This window comes from Sulfurimonas iocasae, from assembly GCF_047716755.1.
Classification (GTDB): Bacteria; Campylobacterota; Campylobacteria; order Campylobacterales; family Sulfurimonadaceae; genus Sulfurimonas.
Genome location: NZ_CP180409.1, coordinates 69,673 through 87,660 on the forward strand (window position 1 = coordinate 69,673; position 17,988 = coordinate 87,660).

Consider the following 17,988-nt stretch of genomic DNA (forward strand, 5'->3'; position numbering starts at 1 on the left):
TGCTCATAACCTACTACTTATTTTCAACAATTATTCATATGTTAACATTGCCTTAATAGTTTAATGATAATATACTAGATATCTCTATAAACAGGAGTTTACAGGTATGAAAAAACATTTGTTAATTATAGTAATTTTTATATCTTCTTTATCTGCACAAGTACTAACCTTGCAAGAATGTATTGATAAAACATTTAAAAATCATCCAGATATAAAAAGTTTTATGCTTGAAGTATCTAGAAGCGAGTACAATAAAAAGGCTGTTAGTTCAGCATATTTGCCACAAGTTAATCTTCAAGCACAATATGATGTGCAACACACCTATGTTTTACCTCAAAATGGACAATTTAATACACTAGATGATCAAGGCTGGCAAGCTGAAATTTCTCTGCGACAAAAGATTTGGGATTTTTATAAAACCACCTCGAAAATAGATGTTGCACAGATAGATACTCAAATTGCAAATTTATCGGTCGATGAAGCAAAAGCTTTAATGATTTATAAGATTCAATCCTTATACGAAACAGCCCTAGTTCAAAAAGAGGCTATCTATGTTCGCCTCCAAGATACGAAAACAAAAAAAGAGCTTTACAATCAAGCACATGCATTTGTAGAACAGGGCATAAAAACAACTTCGGATGAAACACGTTTTTTATCCGCATACTATGGTGCAAAAGATGCCCTAGGAGTTGCTGAGGCTTCATACGAAAAAGCACTCTCTAGCCTTTGGCTATATATGGGAGAAAAAAGAATTACTAATGTAGAGCTTGAAACAAATATACTAAACACTACAACAATCACTACTAATGCCCAACAACTTTCAGATGAAATGTTTTATAACAATACAGAGTTAAAAATTTATGAGCAAAATATCCAAAAAAGCAACCTTTTACATAAGTCCGCTAAGGCTTCTAGTTACGGTTCAATAGATGCTGTCGCTTCATATACACATTTTGACACCTTAAATGAGTATGATGCAAGTTTAGTTGGAGTTGTGTATAATCTTCCTATCTACACAGGTGGGAACCAAAGTGCTGAGGAGCAAATGGCAAGCATCTCTACAAGCATCTCCAAAGAGTTGAAAAATTCAAAATTTTTAGCCCTTAATGAGGAACTTGAGAGTTTAATTATAGATTTAAAAAGTTACGAGAACACTATTATTGCAAAAAAATCTCAAATTGAGGCTTCCACTTCAACCAAAGAACTAGTAGATGCAAGATACAAAGAGGGTTTAGCTACATATATAGAAGTGCTTGATGCAACAGATTTGCAACTAGCTTCACAACTCGATCTTTTAGAAGCGCATTATAACCGTAGTATGGCTCAACATCGCATAAAATATCTCATAGGAAAAGAAATATGAAAACATGGATAAAATATCTTATCACCTTTTTAATTATAGCTCTTGGAGCAACGATTTTTTACCTTAAAGTCTATATACCAAAAACAACTTATCAAATAGTTTCTCCAACAAGAGGCACTATAAATGTACAAGTACATGGGGTTGGAAATGTAGATGCAAAAAATATTTATACTATCAACGCGCATGCAAATGGAAGAATCACAAACATCTTTACAGATGAGGGTTTATGGGTAAAAAAAGGTGATCTTTTAGTTGAGATAGATCCTGTTGATCTGCCAAATTTACTAGAAGAAGCAAAAGCTTCACTTCAAAAAGCGAAATATGAACTTGTAGCAGTTAAAAAAGAGTTACAAAACCTAAATGCTCAAAAAACACTCATAAAAATATCGTATAAGAGATATGAAAAACTCTATAAGCAAAAATATGCGGCGAAAGCAGAATATGATAAAGCATATGCAGACTTACAAAGTATAGAGGCACAAATAGGGGCGAGCAGGGCTAATATAAACTCAAGTAAAGCCGAAATTTTAAGAGCACAAAAAAATATTGAAGCGATTGAAATTAAACTCTCAAGACTAAAATTATACGCACCGATTGATGGATATGTACTCTCTAGAGATGCCGAAATCTCACAAACAGTTCTATCAGCGCAAGCTATTTTGAAAATAGTAGATGCTAAAACCGTATGGATAAAAGCCTATATTGATGAGCAAATAAGTGGAAAAATTAAAATTGGACAAAAGGTAGATATTACCCTGCGCTCACAAAGTAATAAAATATTTGCTGGAAAAGTACAGCGTATCTCTGCTATCAGTGATGCGGTTACGCAAGAAAGAGAGATAGCTGTTTCTTTTGACAACTTACCTATTCCTTTTTACATTAACGAGCAGGCAGAGGTGTCGATTACAATAGAGACCTTTCATGATATTTTGAGCATAGATGCATCTCTTATATCTCAAGAAAATGGAAAAGTTGGTGTTTGGATTGCAAAAAACTCTACAGCGCATTTTCAAGAACTTGAGATTGTAGCGCGTTCTCAAAATAGTGTAGGAGTAAAATCAGGAGTTGATGAAAATACAAATATTATTGTTTTAAATCCTAAGAAAAAACCTTTATCCAATGGGATGAAAATTCACTTATGATAAATCTTGCACAAAAAGATATTTCACATATTTTAGGCAAGTTCATTGTTACTGCCATAGGTGTTGGAATGTTGCTTGGAATTGTTTTGATTATGATTGGTGTTTACCGAGGAATGATGGTAGATGCTGAGATGTTACTCAAAGATATCAATGTAGATATTTGGGTAGTTCAAGAAAACACTTTAGGTCCGTTTGCCGAAGCATCTCGCGTTCATGAAGACTTAAAAGATACGCTTAAAGTTATTGATGGCATAGAGCAATCCGAGGCTTTAACTTTTCAAAACCTACAGCTATATGGACTGGCTCAACCGGTAAGAGTTACAGCGGTTGGATTTAATCCTTTTGGAGCAATCAACCCTATAAACTATGCAAATTTAATAGAAGGTCGTATGCTTAAAAAAAGTCATTACGAAGCAGTTATATCTTATGAAACCGGCTTTAAACTCCATGATAAAATTAGAATTGGGCGAGATGACTACACGATAGTTGGAGTCACAAAAGGAACTGTGTCATCTGGAGGAGATCCACTCATCTACATTAGTTTAAAAGATGCCCAGGAGTTACAGTTTAGCTATTCCAACGCAAGCATAAGAAATGACCGTGCCAGAGGAATCAACGCCAACAAAGAGATTTACATGGTAAATGGTATCGTTGCAAGAGTCAAGGCAGGTTACGACATAGATACAATAGCAAAAAAAATAAAAAAGTGGAAGCATCTAAGCGTATATACAAATGCCGAGCAAACAGATATTTTAACAAAAAATCTTGTGGAGAGAGCCTCAAAACAGATAGGGCTTTTCACTGCAATCCTTGTTGTGGTATCAACAATTATAATCGGTCTTATAATCTACACCATGACTTTAGAGAAGATAAAAGAGATTTCTATTATGAAACTTATTGGAATACCAGATAGCATGATTATAAAAATGATTGTCCAAGAGACCGTTGTTCTTGGATTTTTTGCTTTTATATTTGGAAATATATTTTCTCATCTTATATATGATAAATTTCCTAAAAGGGTAGTTTTAGAGGCACCAGATGCTCTTACTCTTTTTGCAGTAATTTTAATTGCCTCTATTATAGCTTCGTTTGTAGGTGTTCATAAGGTGATTCAGGCAGATCCGACTGTAGCGATAGGAGGTTAAGATGAGTTCACAACAGAGTATAAAAGTTGAAAACTTAACAAAAAGTTTTGGAAAAGATGAGAACTATGTTAGTGTTATCGATGGAGCTTCTTTTACTATAAATAAAGGTGAACTAGTAGCACTGGTCGCTCCAAGTGGAGCTGGAAAAACAACTCTGCTTATGATGATAGGATGTGTAATCGATCCGACATCTGGAGAAATTTGGCTTGGGGAGGAAAAAGTATATGATAACCGTTGGCTCACAAACAACTCAAGACAAATTCGACGTGAAAAAATAGGTTTTATCTTTCAAGCACATTACCTTATTCCTTTTTTAAATGTTATAGAAAATATAACCTTAGTACCTCAATCAAATAAAGTTCCAAGAGATGAAGCGAATAAACATGCGCTGGAGTTACTAAAGTATTTGGATATCTCAGAAAAAGCATATAATAAACCTTCCCAACTCTCAGGCGGTCAAAACCAAAGGGTGGCAATTGCTAGAGCTTTGGCAAATAATCCAGAGATAATCCTAGCAGATGAGCCAACTGCTGCACTAGACAGCGATCGTGCTATAAGTGTCATACAGATGCTAAAAAAAATCGCAGCCGAACAAAATGTAGCCATAGTTATGGTCACGCATGATGAACGAATGTTAAAGTATTGCGATCGTGTCATGAAAATTGAACATAAAAAGATAGTATTTCAGTGATTTAGATAAATAGGATATAATTTCATCTATGAAACTAAGAGTGCTGATATCTATATTTTTTATTATTGCTACAACTGCTACAGCTATACATGAGCTTGAGCATATAAATGGACATGATAGTTCTTCATGTCAAGTTTGTATAGTTGACAATCACTCGGTCTCTAGTGACATTGTAGACAAGTTTATAGATGTAGAACAACTCAGGTTTGAAGAAATTACTCTTGGCATCTTAATTTATAACTTTTATAAAAAAACTCACACTAACCAAAACCGCGCACCTCCACTAAAATCCTAAATACCAAAAAATAAAACAAACAACTATTACAAATATAAAAATATTATTTAGGATAATTATGAAAAAAATATTACTAGCCAGCACACTTGGTGCTACCATCGTCTTTGGTGGAGTAGACGTGCTTCCAGTTGAAAAAAGAACATTTGTTCAATCAAAATATATACCTGACATCTCTTTAGTGATGGATGCATCTTATGTGTACAGAAACGTAGCTGATGATAAAGTTGCTCACTTAGAAGTCCCGGGAGTTGCTCACGGTCTTTTAGGAAGTCATACGCACAATGGGAAAACTCACACCCCTAACAATGCTAAAAATGGTTTTAATCTAAATTATGCAGAGCTTGTACTTTCTAGCTCGGTTGATCCTTTTTTTACTATGGACGGTATTTTTCACTTTAGTGAAGATAGTGTTGAAATAGAAGAACTTTATTTTACATCAACAGCTCTTGGGAGTGGTGCTAGAGTAAAAGGTGGAAAGTTTACTTCAAACTTTGGTTACCTTAACGAACAACACCACCATACTTGGGACTTCGCAGATATGCCGCTAGTTTATGAAGCATTTTTAGGAATGCACGGTATAAATGAAACAGGTCTTCAGCTTCAATGGATAGCTCCTACTGATACTTATCTTATGATAGGTGCAGAAGTACTTCAGGGAGAGAATACTCAGATGTTTGGAAAAGATAAGATAGGTACATATACGACTCAAGCAGATGCTCCTGCACTGTTTGTTGGTTATATTAAAACATCATTTGACATAGATGACACAACTGTTTTAGCAGGACTCTCTTATGCTCAGGGAGCAACAAGACTGGACCACTCGGATGACGAAGAACAGCCTCATGTAATCAGTGGTTACTCCAAGCTTTACGGTGCGGATTTAGTTGTAAAACACTATTTTGACTCATACAGTTTTTTAAAGTTCCAAAGTGAACTACTTAGCAGAGAGATAGATGGAACTCAGTACGACCTAAATCCTGCTGATACGACAGCAGTCCAAACAAGTTTGGCTATTAACAAAAAACAGACAGGTGCTTACACTCAGCTGGTTTACGGACTTGACAAAAGCTGGCATATGGGTATAAGATATGACACTATTTTTATCAATGATATCACTTCAAATGGGGCAACAGTAGACAAAGGAAATAACTTTGATAAGTACTCTGCGATGGTTGAGTACCACACAAGCGAGTTTGCAAGATTTAGATTACAGTATAATCGTAACAACTCTTTATACGATGAATCTGGAAACAGACAAGATGTAAATACTGTGATTTTGCAAGCAAACATCTCAATCGGAGCTCATGGGGCTCATAGCTTCTAAATAGTCCGCAAAAGGAACAATAATTATGAATAAATTTTTACTATTACTACTTTTACCGCTAACACTTTTTGCTCACTTGAATATAGCTGTTAGTTATCCTTACATCGGTGCTCTTACTAAGAGCATCGGGGGTGAACACATCAAAACAGTTGTTTTAGCTAAAGGAAACTGGGATCCGCACTTTGTAGTTCCTCGTCCTTCACTAATCTCTAAGATGAGAAATGCAGACGCTCTTATCATGAACGGTGCTCAGCTAGAAATCGGTTGGTTGCCTCCGCTTATAAACAGAGCAGCAAATCCAAAAACAAAAGTTGGAGCAAAGAGTTTTTTAAACCTTTCACATCACATAGAACTTATAAATAAACCAACAAGTGTTGATCGCTCAGGTGGTGATATTCACCCAGATGGAAATCCTCACTTTCATTTAGATCCCAAAAACATTTTGCTTTTGGCAGACACTATCAAGAAATTTCTAATATCTTTAGATAGTGAACATGCTAGTGTATATGAAACGAATTATTCTGAATTTTTACAAATTTGGAAAGAAAAGATGCTTATCTGGGAGAAAAAAATGGCTCCTAAAAAAGGTATGAAAGTTATTCAGTTTCATAACAATCTAGCTTATTTTAACAAAGCTTATGGACTTGACAATATTGGTACTATTGAGCCACTGCCGGGGATTCCTCCATCATCAAGACAAGTTATCAAGACTATAAAACTCATAAAAAATGAGAAACCTTGTTGTATTTTGCATGATGTCTATCACTCTACAAAAACAGCAGAGTTTATTAGCGACAAAACTGGTGTTAAGATTATACTAATGCCTCACGATATTGGCGCACTAGAAGACATAACAGATTTAATTTCTCTTTTTGACTATCTGACAGGTGCTGTAAAATGATAGATATTTTACTAGTCCCGATAGCTCTAATTATCATCTTGGTAATGATACATGCATGGTTTGGAATGCGCATCTTGAAAAAGGGTATCATCTTTACAGATTTAGCCATCGCACAGTTTGCAGCTCTTGGTTCAGCTATTAGTCTTGGCTATTTTCATAAAGAGTACTTTTACTCTATTACTCTGTCTTTTGCTCTGTTTAGTGCTTTTTTAATAGCTGTTGCATCTCAAAGAAAGATAAAACTAGAAGCATTTATAGGACTTTTGTATGTTTTAGGTGCTAGTGGAATTATGATGGTTTTATCTCATTCAGCTGAGGGGATGGAGCATTTTAAATCTCTTTTGGCTAGCGATATACTCTTTACTCCTCGTGATGATGTTTTTAAAAGCGCCATTATCTACGCTCTTATTGCTTTAGTTTTATGGAAGGTTTATCCAAGAGTATCAGGCTTTTTGAAAGAACTGCTCTTTTTCTCACTCTTGGCTTTAACAGTTACATCTTCAGTACATCTAGCCGGTGTTTTGGTTGTTTTTGTACTTCTTATTGCTCCTGCTTTAGTTGCTACTGCCATTGAATCCAAGAGAGCGCTTCTAACTAGTTTTGGTTTTGGATGGTTTTTTGGCATAAGTGCAATTATTATCTCTTACTATTACGACCTGCCAACCGGTTATACAATAGTTTTCTTAGGTGCACTTCTTAGTTCGATAATAGTATTGTTTACTTCAAAAAAAAGATTGTAAATTAAGAGCACAATTAAAAATGATGCTTAATTAAAAAAAAGATACAATAAAACATCTAAGTTAGCAACATAGGAAGAATATGGAATTAGTTTATCTGTGGGTTGAAAAGTATAAGAACATTGAAAAGCAAGGGTTTAATTTTTCGCCTAGGTTTGAGTGTCATTATGATGAAAAGACTAATGAACTTGCTATAGATGAAAAAGAGCATATAAAAGATTTTTTTGGTAAAAATATAAATATTACTGCTATTGTTGGGGAGAATGGGAGTGGGAAGAGTACAATAACTGAAATATTAGGTTTGTTTAATTTTGGAGGGAATGTTGGAGGACATAGTTTTCTAGTCTTTAAACATAAAGATAATTTTTCATTTGTAAGATTGCATACTAAAGATAACATTTCTTTTAAAGTTATTCTTGATAATAAATTTTCTTACGATAAAAAATATGCCCCTCGTAAAATTTTTTGTACATATTTTGCAAACGAAATCAACACATTTTTGAATAATCCAAAGCTTAATTCATTAAATTCATATGCTAATTTTAATGCTTTTAATTTCTCTGAACTCCCGCTGATGGATAATAATAAGCATGACTCTATTGATAAAAAACTTAAAAATAAAATAGATTTATTTAATAAAAGATTTCTTGATATATTAAAATATGATAATAAAATATTTTATTTTATTAATGAAAAATTTGTATTTGATAGTTATAGATATGAACTACATATGTATGAGCTAGGCGCACGCTTAATACTTTCAGATAATGAAAAAGAACTATTTGATGAGGAACCAAAAGGTTTTACGTTGTTTCAATCCTCTGATGTTAATGATACTACTTCTTCAAAAAGTTATTTTTATAAATATATAATACTAAAGAGGTTATTACATAATGATAATACGATAGAACTTGATCTAAAAAAAATTGTCGATGAAATAAAAAACACTTTTAAAAAACAAGACTTTTCCATAGAAGATTATAAAAATATAAATATAATTATAGATAAATATTTTCCAAAAGATTATATATTCAATGATTTATATGACTATAAAAATATTGAAGATATTTTAGAAAACTATGAATATGTAGGGAATGAAATTTGGGTAGAAAAACAACATCACAAGATAAAGAATGATTTTGAGAGAGAGAACAACCTTTTAAAAAATTTAATTAGAGATTATAATAGAACAAATTTTTTTAACGATGAGAACAGTGAATATAATTATCTATCTCTAAGTTCTGGAGAAAGAGAATATTTAAATCTTCTAACACACTATATATATGAACTAAAATGTGTTGAGACAAGACAAAATATATTTATATTTGATGAACCTGATTCAGCATTACATCCTAACTGGCAAAAAAGATTAATAAAAGATTTTTTACATTATGCTAATAAGTTTATGCTTGATAAAGAAATCTATTTATTAATGACAAGTCATTCTCCATTTATTCTTTCAGATTTACCAAAAGAAAATGTAATCTTTTTAGAAAAAGACAAAGACACAGGGGACTGCAAAAATGCAACTAAAGATGTAACTTTAAATCCATTCGGAGCAAACATCCATACTTTACTCTCTCACGGCTTTTTTATGAAAGATGGGCTTATGGGTGAGTTTGCAAAAGGTAAAATAAATGCTATTAAAGAATTTTATGAAAAAGTGAAAAAAAGTGAAAACCCAAAAGAAGACTGTCTTGAAAAATATGCTCAAAATATAGAGAATTTTAAAAATATTCATTCAATAATAGGTGAGCCATTTTTAAAAACTATAATAGGAAATTATTTAGATGAACTGCATCTAATATTTTCAGATGATAGCACCATAATAGACAAAGAGTTACAAGAATTAGAAGCTAGACAAAGATATCTAAAAAGTCTAAAAAAATGATACACATAAACTATTCTAAGAATTTTGATAGAAATAAATATTATAAAAGTATTTCAAAAAAATATTTTATTATAAACAAAAATAAATTACTAAAAAAACACATCAAAAAGTACCATAAGAAGTCTATTACATTAGAAGAATTATTCAACTACTTCAAAACAAAAAAACTTGGAAATTTTGACACTATCTTTGACGGTATATCTTTTAAATTCTTAGCCATAGGTAACTTTAATACTTTAAAAAAAATCAAAGATAAAATCAAGACAGATAAAAGTATAAGGGAAAATGAATTTATAAAATTTCTTTTTAACTATACAGATTTACAATCAAAGAAAATCAAACCTTTTTTTGAAGATAACTTACTAATATCGACTTGTTATTATTGCAATATTGATTTTATAAACACATACAATACAAGAAATGAAAAAAAGAATAAATTTACCTTAGATCATTATTTTGATAAATATACTTATCCATATTTAGCATTATCTTTGTATAACTTAGTTCCTAGTTGTTATACTTGTAACAGTAAACTAAAAGGAATAAAAGAGTTTCATAACTTAGCTCCAAGTTCTAAAAAATATGATTTCGACGAAAAAGTTAAATTTAAAATTACGTTAGATAGTTCTTGTGAAAATCTACATATTAAAAATAAAAACAATATAAATATAAAACTAACAGAAAATTATTCAGATGAGTTTGAAAAATTTATATCTGAAATGCTTTTAAATGAAAGATATAATGTACATAACGATATAGTTTATGAGATGATAACAAAAGTGGAACTATATCCTGAGAGTAGATTAAAAGAACTCCAAAACTTAACTGGAATACCATATCAACAAATTAAAAAAGATATTTTCAACCTTATAGACAAGAATGAAGATTTATCTAACAAACCTTTTAGCAAACTAATAAAAGATATTTCAGAGGAATTAAAACTAATATGACCAACTCAAACATACTAATATACCAAAGTGAAGATGAAGAACTGCTAGAAAATCAAGTTGTTTGGAAATTCCGAACAACTGCTAAGAAGTTAAACTAAATGAATTCCCTAAGCATATTTGGAACAAGCTCTGATGCTGGCAAATCTACTCTCTCTTTTGCCATCACTTATCTTCTTCACCATCGTGGCATCTCAGTTGCACCTTTTAAGGCTCAAAATGTCTCTAATAATTCTCAGGTTACAGATGCAGGTGGTGAGATTGCAATTCCTCAGCATTTTGCCGCGGAGGCTATCTCTCTTAAGACTACTCCAGATATGAACCCAGTTTTACTAAAGTCTGGTGGAAAGTCAAAAGCTCACATGATTGTAAATGGTAAAAGTGTGGGAGATAAAGATGTTTGGTCTTACTACAGAGATATTGACACATTAAAACCTCATGTTAAACGTGCATTTTTGAGACTTCAAAAGAAATATGGCTGCATTGTAGCCGAGGGTGCAGGTAGTCCGGTTGAGCTAAACTTGATGGACAAAGACCTCTCAAATATTTTCGTTGCAGAGGAGTTTAACACCAAAATTATCTTAGTAGCTGACATACAAAGAGGCGGTGTTTTTGCATCTATCTACGGGGTTTACCACCTACTTCCAAAAAAACTTCGCAAAAATGTCATCGGTGTCATCGTAAACAAGTTTCAAGGAGACATGAGCCTTTTTGATGAGGGTGTGAAAATCATAGAGAAAAAGTTTAACATTCCTGTTCTTGGTGTTGTGCCTTTTAAGCCTTTTAACCTAGGTTTTGAAGATGGCGAATCTATTATGAACTATGTTCAAGATACAAAAGATGCAATTATCAAGGTTGGCGTTATAAAACTTCCTCACATCAGTAATTTTACGGATTTTGAGCCACTTGTTGTAGACAAAGAAATAGAACTCTCTTTCATCTCAAATGCTGGAGATATGGCAACCTGTGACTTAGTTATTCTTCCAGGAAGCAAAAGAGTTGTGGATGACTTAGAGTGGTTAAAAGTGCGTGGTTTTGAAGAGAAGCTTAAATCCGAGGAGCAAAAAGTAGTCGCCATTTGTGGTGGTTACGAGATGATGTTTGAGAAAATTCTAGACCCTCTAGGGATAGAATCAGATGCTAAAGTTACAGAAGGTTTTGGGAGACTCAAGGGTGAGATAATATTCCAGAAAAAAAAGATTGTAAAAAAAGGAAATTACAGACTGTTTAGACGCATAGTTGAGGGTTATGAGATTCATAATGGTATCGCAAATGAGAGATGCAAGGCAAAGAAAAATCTTTATGGAACTTTCATACATGGGCTTTTTGATTCTGATGAAATAAGAGAGCTTATCTTGCGTGAAATAAACCCAAACTACAAGGGTTATGACTTCAAAGAGTTCAAAGCCAAAGCCATAAAGGAGTTTGCATCTCATATTGACAAGCATATAGATATGAACAAAATCGAAAAAGAGCTAAATGACTAATATCTTAATAGCTCTTTTTTCCTACTTCCTCGACCGAATTTTTTGGGAGTTCAAGTTTATCAAGCATCCTATTGTAATTATCGGTGAGATAATCACCTTCTTTGAAAAGAAATTTTACAAAAACAGCATTCTCAGAGGTTTGTTACTTGTTTTGTTTGTTTTGAGTTTGGTTAGTTTTATATCTATTAGCATCTACCTCTATCTAGATGAGATAAATAAAACACTAAACATAATTATATCTTCATTTATAGCTTCTATGTTTCTAGCTCATAAAATGCTTTATGACTCAGTAAAAGAGGTTTTAGTTAGCCCAAACAAGAAAGAAGTTATCTCAATGTTAGTATCACGTGATACAGAAAATATGACTCAAAGCGATATCTATAAGGCTTCCATAGAAACTTACGCTGAAAACCTAAGTGATGGAGTCATAGCACCACTTTTTTACCTTTTACTATTTGGACTTCCTGGCATCATCATCTACAAAGCTATAAACACTATGGATTCAATGGTCGGCTACAGAAATGCAAAATATGAAAACTATGGAAAAGCTGCTGCTATTTTAGATGATATTGTAAATTATATTCCCGCAAGAATTACTGCTGTGCTGATTATGGTACTCTCAAAGCAAAAAGGTATTTTCTCATTTTACAAAGACGGACAAAAACATGACTCACCAAATGCAGGTCATCCAATTACAGCAATGGCTCTTGGTCTTGGTATTTCTCTTGGTGGTGATACTTACTATTTTAAAGAGTTGAAAAAGAAACCATACTTTGGAGAAGGAAAAAAAGAGATAGAAAATGAGGATGTAAAAAAAGCTTTATCTATTAGAAGTAAAATAGATATAACGGTAGCTATATCACTATTCACACTTATATTAACTCTTCAATATCTTCAATAATACACCTCATTGAAAACCAGATTAGCAAAAATAATTGTAATTAATATAAAAAATAAAAGAAAGGTAAGTGATTCTTCTGCTATAATTTTAGATTAATCTATATAATGCCCCTAAAAATCAAGACAACCTAACAGCTTAATTTATTTCCACCTGCAACTGCTACTTTATCCTACATTTTTAAGATATTCAAGATAAACATTCATAGGTTTTTGATAGTTCAAACTTGAGTGAAATCTTTTAAAATTGTATTTGTGTATATAAGCTTTAACTCCTTCTTTTAAATCTTTAATTGTTAAATAATCGTTTATGTAGATGTTGCCGTGTTTGAGGGTTCTGAAAAATCTTTCAATTACAATATTATCTATACTCCTGCCTTTTCCATTCATAGATATTTGAATATCATATTTTTTAAGCATCTGAGTATGCTCATGACTTGTATATTGGCTTCCTTGGTCAGAGTTAAATATTTTAGGCTTAGGATATTTAGCAAGAGCATCTTCAAGCACATCAGTTGCAAGTGTTGCGTCCATAGAGTTTGATATTTTATATGAAAGTATTGCTTTGGAGTGCCAGTCAATAACTGCAGCAAGATACATAAAGCCACCATTAATACGGATATAAGTAATATCACCACTCCATACTTCGTTTGGAGTTGGAACATACACTTGTTTGGTTCTGCCAGTTTGTGTCCAATATTTTTTGAGTAAATACTCATAAACTTGATGCTCTTGATTTTTAAGGCTTGTGAGTTTCTTTTTAGTTGGGTATATTGCTTGTATTCCAAGTATACCCATATATTTTAAGACTCTATGCTTGCCTATACTAAAACCATCTTCTTTGAGCTGTTCATGGATAAATCTATAACCATACTCTGAATTGTCAGTAGCAATCTCATCAATTTTATGAAGTAGCTTTATGTTTTCTTGGCTCATTGATACTGGTTGGTAATAGTAACTACTTCTACTGATACCGACAGTTAAACACTGCTCTGACACAGATATTTTATTATGCTTAGACTCAATCAGAGACTTTTTATTATCAAAGTCCAAGCTCTTTAACTTTCCCGCTGCCCACTCCGCTTTGATAGTAGCCTTACCAAGTGCTTTAGCTAACCCATCATTTTCAGCTTTTAAATCTTCTATCTCATCTCTATAAGCTTTAGTTGCACCACCAACATCAAACGCTAGCGATGCATTTTCTAAAAACTGCTTCTTCCAGTTCTGAATTGTTTTAGATGTGATCTTATACTTTGTAGCTATTTGACTAATAGTCTGTTCCTCTTTTAGAAGCTCCAAGACAATTTTAGTTTTTTGTTCTGCTGTGTAAATTTGACCTTTTTTGCGTGCCATTTTTTTATCTCCATATTTATTATTAAAATTTTAACATTTAGGAAATAAATCTTACTGATTTGCTGTCTTAGATTTTAGGGGCATTATAACCTATATAAACATAAATCTTTAGCGCAGCAGTTTTTCTCTGGAATTACTTATGGCTTAGGTGGATTTGTTGGAGCTTTGTATGCAGGTTACGTCTACGAATTGTTTCCTAGATACCTCTTTTTAAATGCGGCAATTATTGCACTAATGGCATCATGGTTTTTATATTTGTGGAGTAAAAGAGCAGATACTTTACGCGCATCTAACCAGTAATACAATCTGCCCAAAACTTACAACTTATTTTAAACAATTTTTCATATGTTAACATTGCCTTAATAATCTAATGATAATATGCTAAATATCTCTTAAGTAGGAGTTTACAGGTATGAAAAAACATTTGTTAATTATATTAATTTTTATATCCTCTTTATCTGCACAAGTACTAACCTTGCAAGAATGTATTGATAAAACATTTAAAAATCATCCAGATATAAAAAGTTTTATGCTTGAAGTCTCTAAAAGTGAACACCATCAAAAAGCTGTTAGCTCAGCGTATTTGCCACAAGTCAATCTTCAAGCACAATATGATGTGCAACACACCTATGTTTTACCTCAAAATGGACAATTTAATACACTAGATGACCAAGGCTGGCAAGCTGAAATTTCTCTGCGACAAAAGATTTGGGATTTTTATAAAACCACCTCGAAAATAGATGTTGCACAGATAGATACTAAAATCGCAAATTTATCAGTTGATGAAGCAAAAGCTTTAATGATTTATAAGATTCAATCCTTGTACGAAGTAGCCCTTGTTCAAAAAGAGGCTATCTATGTCCGCCAACAAGATATGAAAACAAAAAAAGAGCTTTACAATCAAGCACATGCATTTGTAGAGCAGGGCATAAAAACAACTTCGGATGAAACACGTTTTTTATCCGCATATTATGGTGCAAAAGATGCACTAGGAGTTGCTAAAGCTTCATATGAAAAAGCACTCTCTAGCCTTTGGCTATATATGGGAGAAAAAAGAGTTAGTAACGTAGAACTTGAAAGAAATATACTAAATACTAAAACAATCACTACTAATCTTGAAGAACTTTCAGATGATATGTTTTATAACAATACAGAGTTAAAAATTTATAAACGAACCAAATGATGTTGATCCGCTTGTCAACATGGCTATGATTCACTATCAGTTTGAGACTATCCATCCTTTTTATGATGGCAACGGAAGAACGGGAAGAATTATCAACATTTTGTATCTGATTTTAAAAGATTTGTTGGATATTCCTATTTTGTACCTTAGTCGTTACATCATTCAGAATAAGAGTGACTACTATAGACTACTTCAAGAAGTTAGAACCGAAGATGCTTTAGAAGAATGGATTTTGTATATGCTTGATGGAGTTGAGCAGACTTCTATTGAGACTATTGAACTTGTTGAAAATATATACTCACTTATGCAAAAAACTACAGATGAAGTTAAAGATAAACTTCCTAATATTTACTCTAAAGATTTAGTTGAGATTTTATTCATGCATCCGTATACTAAGATAGATTTTTTGGTAAATACTTTAGGTATAACGAGAAAAACTGCTTCAAAACATTTAAAAGAATTAGAAAATATCGGATTAATGAGCAGTATTAAAATAGGCAGAAATAAATACTTTATAAATTTAGAACTTTTTGACATACTGAAAAAGGGAATATAAATAATATTTTTACTCACATTAAAACTATATGGGTAAAAAACTAAATATTTTACCCATATTAAAAATATATGTTAAAAAAACCATAAATTTTACCCATATCAAAAAAGCACTAAACCCTCACGACCAACTATGAAGATGATAGTGTTTGTGTTCTACACCTTCGTGGTTATGTTTGTGTCTGTGGACTAACTGAGCTTTTATGAGTGTTGGCATATCTTCTAGTAGTGCTTCTACTCTGCCGTCGTAAATTATCTCGTGATTTGCTCCGATGATTATGGCTCGCTCTGCTAGTTCTTTTCCTAGAGAGATATTGTGAGTTGAGATGAGTGCTGTGACATCTAGTGAGTCCAAGAACTCCACAAGCCAGCCTGTAGTCGGTGGGTCTAAATGCGCTGTTGGTTCATCGAGCAGTAGTACTTCAGGTTCAACGCAAAGCAAGGATGCCAAAAGGACTTTTTGTTTTTGTCCACCGCTTAGTGAGAGAGGGCTTGATTTTAAAATGTTCTCTATCTCAAATTTTTTTGCGTAGTGATGCACTCTGTCATCTATGTTGTCAAACCCAAAGTGTTTAAGTCCAAAAGCTATTTCATCATAAACGCTTGGGTTAAAAAGCATGGAAGATGGGTCTTGCATCTGTAGTGAGATGCTCTTTCTAAAATCTTTTGAGTTTGTTTTTAGGTACTTTTTATTTACAAGATTTTCTTTAAAGTAGAACTCTCCACTTTTTGCATAAAGAAGTCCATTTAAAAGTTTAAGAAGTGTTGATTTTCCTGAACCATTGATGCCAAGCAGAAGTACTTTTTCGCCCTTGTCTATTTTAAAACTAACATCTTTTAAAACTTCTATCTCGTTTAGCTGAAAGTCTTGGTAGCTATAAGAGAGGTTTTTACATTCAATCATCTATTAGTCCTCTGGAGCGTAGTCCCAAGCTCTGTTCATTTGATTTGTGAAGCATTGTACCAAAAAGAGTCGTTAAAAGCGGTTGGAGTTGCTTTTTTGATATGCTCATTTTTAGTGTAGCTCCCCTACTTTTAAGCCCTTCATAGTAACTTTGCAGCATATTTTTAAGCAGTATGATTTGTGCATAAGTAAAACCATATAAAATAGCTAAAAGCTTGCTAAACTCTAGTGCTTTATGTAGGTTTATTCGTCTAACAAGAGTGAACGTTAGTAGTGTAATCGCAAAGGCTCTAAGGTTTATAAGAACAAGAGCAAAAATATCTACACTCACAAAAAAGCTGTAAACTATGTAAGATAGTGAGATGCTAAGATTAAAAAGAGCGATAACAAGAAGTGCTTTTTTAAAGATTTGAAACCTTGCTTTGCCTCCAAGTGCCATGGTTATGATGATATTAAAGAGCATTATCCATTCATTATGGACAAAACCTAAAATCATAACAGCAGTCAAATAGACAAATAACCAAGCTCTATCGCTCACTAAAAACACTCCTAAACTGAGTTCTCAAAAATTTCACACTACTTAGTGTAACCAAACCCTCAATTATGGCTATAAAAATATGTGGAACAACTACTGAGGGAAGCGTAACACTAAGCCCAAACGGAAAGTAAAGCGGAGTTGTACCATCAGATGCTACAAGTGGTTGGATGCCAAGAACAAGTGCTATTATGATTGATGGGAAAAATATACTTGCCCAGCCAGCCATAAACATAGCACCATTTTTTGAAAAAGAGGATAAAAGTTTGTGTGAATAATAAGCTGAAAAACTACCAACAAAAGCCATAGCTATGATGTTTACGGGGTATGAAGTGATGCCGCCTTCTCCAAACACAAGAGCTTGAATGAGTAAAACTAAAGAGATAGAACTAAAAGCTATCCACGGTCCAAAGAGTAGGGATATTATGGCTATTCCGCTTAGATGCATAGTAGTTCCACCCGGAAACGGAATGGCTATAAGCATCATCACAAAAGAGATGGCACTAACTCCTGCGATTAGAGGAATCTTCTCTACATCTAGCTCTATTTTTTTATATGCAAGAGCTAAAAGAGATGCGCTGATGGCTATAGCTGGTATGTATGTTTGAGGCGATATAAAGCCATCAGGTATATGCACTACT

18 protein-coding genes are annotated in these 17,988 nt (G+C 32.9%); 14 read left to right on the plus strand and 4 right to left on the minus strand.

Annotation, left to right across the window (positions count from 1 at the left end; genetic code table 11):
• Nucleotides 1-106: 106 nt before the first annotated feature.
• The 12 genes from ACLHDE_RS00370 to cbiB all read left to right on the plus strand — a co-directional run bounded on the left by ACLHDE_RS00370 (nt 107) and on the right by cbiB (nt 12,824).
• Nucleotides 107-1,363, plus strand: coding sequence for a TolC family protein (locus tag ACLHDE_RS00370; RefSeq protein WP_415397176.1), 1,257 nt, complete (start codon nt 107-109; stop codon nt 1,361-1,363).
• Nucleotides 1,360-2,505: an efflux RND transporter periplasmic adaptor subunit gene (locus ACLHDE_RS00375; protein ID WP_415397177.1), complete on the plus strand. Its 1,146-nt coding sequence runs from the start codon at nt 1,360-1,362 to the stop codon at nt 2,503-2,505. Before ACLHDE_RS00370 ends, ACLHDE_RS00375 begins: the two co-directional genes overlap by 4 nt.
• The gene (locus ACLHDE_RS00380) at nt 2,502-3,650 is read left to right on the plus strand and encodes an ABC transporter permease (RefSeq protein WP_415397178.1); all 1,149 of its coding nucleotides are present in this window, start codon (nt 2,502-2,504) and stop codon (nt 3,648-3,650) included. The genes ACLHDE_RS00375 and ACLHDE_RS00380 overlap by 4 nt, the downstream gene beginning before the upstream one ends.
• Before the next feature lies 1 nt (nt 3,651).
• Nucleotides 3,652-4,341: an ABC transporter ATP-binding protein gene (locus tag ACLHDE_RS00385; RefSeq protein WP_415397179.1), complete on the plus strand. Its 690-nt coding sequence runs from the start codon at nt 3,652-3,654 to the stop codon at nt 4,339-4,341.
• Nucleotides 4,342-4,369: 28 nt separating this feature from the next.
• Complete coding sequence (locus ACLHDE_RS00390) at nt 4,370-4,636, plus strand: hypothetical protein (protein ID WP_415397180.1); 267 nt, start codon at nt 4,370-4,372, stop codon at nt 4,634-4,636.
• Nucleotides 4,637-4,694: 58 nt separating this feature from the next.
• Entirely contained in the window at nt 4,695-5,960 is a 1,266-nt protein-coding gene (locus ACLHDE_RS00395; protein ID WP_415397181.1) for a hypothetical protein, read from the plus strand.
• A gap of 25 nt (nt 5,961-5,985) precedes the next feature.
• Nucleotides 5,986-6,861 carry a metal ABC transporter substrate-binding protein gene (locus tag ACLHDE_RS00400; RefSeq protein WP_415397182.1) on the plus strand — a complete coding sequence of 292 codons (876 nt, stop codon included), beginning with the start codon at nt 5,986-5,988 and terminating at the stop codon, nt 6,859-6,861.
• Nucleotides 6,858-7,601, plus strand: coding sequence for a metal ABC transporter permease (locus ACLHDE_RS00405; protein ID WP_415397183.1), 744 nt, complete (start codon nt 6,858-6,860; stop codon nt 7,599-7,601). Before ACLHDE_RS00400 ends, ACLHDE_RS00405 begins: the two co-directional genes overlap by 4 nt.
• 79 nt (nt 7,602-7,680) lie before the next feature.
• A complete protein-coding gene (locus tag ACLHDE_RS00410) occupies nt 7,681-9,489 on the plus strand; it encodes an AAA family ATPase (protein ID WP_415397184.1) in 1,809 nt (602 codons plus the stop codon).
• Nucleotides 9,486-10,439 (plus strand): hypothetical protein, encoded by a 954-nt coding sequence (locus tag ACLHDE_RS00415; RefSeq protein ID WP_415397185.1) that lies wholly within the window; start codon nt 9,486-9,488, stop codon nt 10,437-10,439. Before ACLHDE_RS00410 ends, ACLHDE_RS00415 begins: the two co-directional genes overlap by 4 nt.
• Nucleotides 10,440-10,537: 98 nt before the next feature.
• Nucleotides 10,538-11,923, plus strand: coding sequence for a cobyric acid synthase (locus tag ACLHDE_RS00420; RefSeq protein WP_415397186.1), 1,386 nt, complete (start codon nt 10,538-10,540; stop codon nt 11,921-11,923).
• Nucleotides 11,916-12,824, plus strand: coding sequence for an adenosylcobinamide-phosphate synthase CbiB (gene cbiB, locus ACLHDE_RS00425; RefSeq protein ID WP_415397187.1), 909 nt, complete (start codon nt 11,916-11,918; stop codon nt 12,822-12,824). Before ACLHDE_RS00420 ends, cbiB begins: the two co-directional genes overlap by 8 nt.
• A 164-nt stretch (nt 12,825-12,988) precedes the next feature.
• Here cbiB and ACLHDE_RS00430 read toward each other — a convergent pair whose 3' ends face one another.
• Nucleotides 12,989-14,173, minus strand: a complete 1,185-nt coding sequence (locus ACLHDE_RS00430; RefSeq protein ID WP_415397188.1) for an IS3 family transposase — start codon at nt 14,171-14,173, stop codon at nt 12,989-12,991.
• Nucleotides 14,174-14,585: 412 nt separating this feature from the next.
• Here ACLHDE_RS00430 and ACLHDE_RS00435 point away from each other — a divergent pair, with 412 nt between their 5' ends.
• Together ACLHDE_RS00435 and ACLHDE_RS00440 are read left to right on the plus strand one after the other, a co-directional pair.
• Entirely contained in the window at nt 14,586-15,356 is a 771-nt protein-coding gene (locus ACLHDE_RS00435; RefSeq protein WP_415397189.1) for a TolC family protein, read from the plus strand.
• Nucleotides 15,357-15,375: 19 nt separating this feature from the next.
• On the plus strand, nt 15,376-15,912 hold the full coding sequence (locus ACLHDE_RS00440; RefSeq protein WP_415397190.1) for a Fic family protein: 537 nt from the start codon (nt 15,376-15,378) through the stop codon (nt 15,910-15,912).
• A gap of 117 nt (nt 15,913-16,029) precedes the next feature.
• On the opposite strand, the gene ACLHDE_RS00445 is transcribed toward ACLHDE_RS00440, so the two are convergent.
• Genes ACLHDE_RS00445 through ACLHDE_RS00455 form a run of 3 tightly spaced genes read right to left on the minus strand, consistent with a single transcriptional unit; the run spans nt 16,030 to nt 17,984 of the window.
• The gene (locus ACLHDE_RS00445) at nt 16,030-16,812 is read right to left on the minus strand and encodes an energy-coupling factor ABC transporter ATP-binding protein (protein WP_415397191.1); all 783 of its coding nucleotides are present in this window, start codon (nt 16,810-16,812) and stop codon (nt 16,030-16,032) included.
• Entirely contained in the window at nt 16,805-17,350 is a 546-nt protein-coding gene (locus ACLHDE_RS00450; RefSeq protein ID WP_415397192.1) for a hypothetical protein, read from the minus strand. The genes ACLHDE_RS00445 and ACLHDE_RS00450 overlap by 8 nt, the downstream gene beginning before the upstream one ends.
• Entirely contained in the window at nt 17,340-17,984 is a 645-nt protein-coding gene (locus ACLHDE_RS00455) for an energy-coupling factor ABC transporter permease (RefSeq protein WP_415397193.1), read from the minus strand. Before ACLHDE_RS00455 ends, ACLHDE_RS00450 begins: the two co-directional genes overlap by 11 nt.
• Nucleotides 17,985-17,988 lie beyond the last annotated feature (4 nt).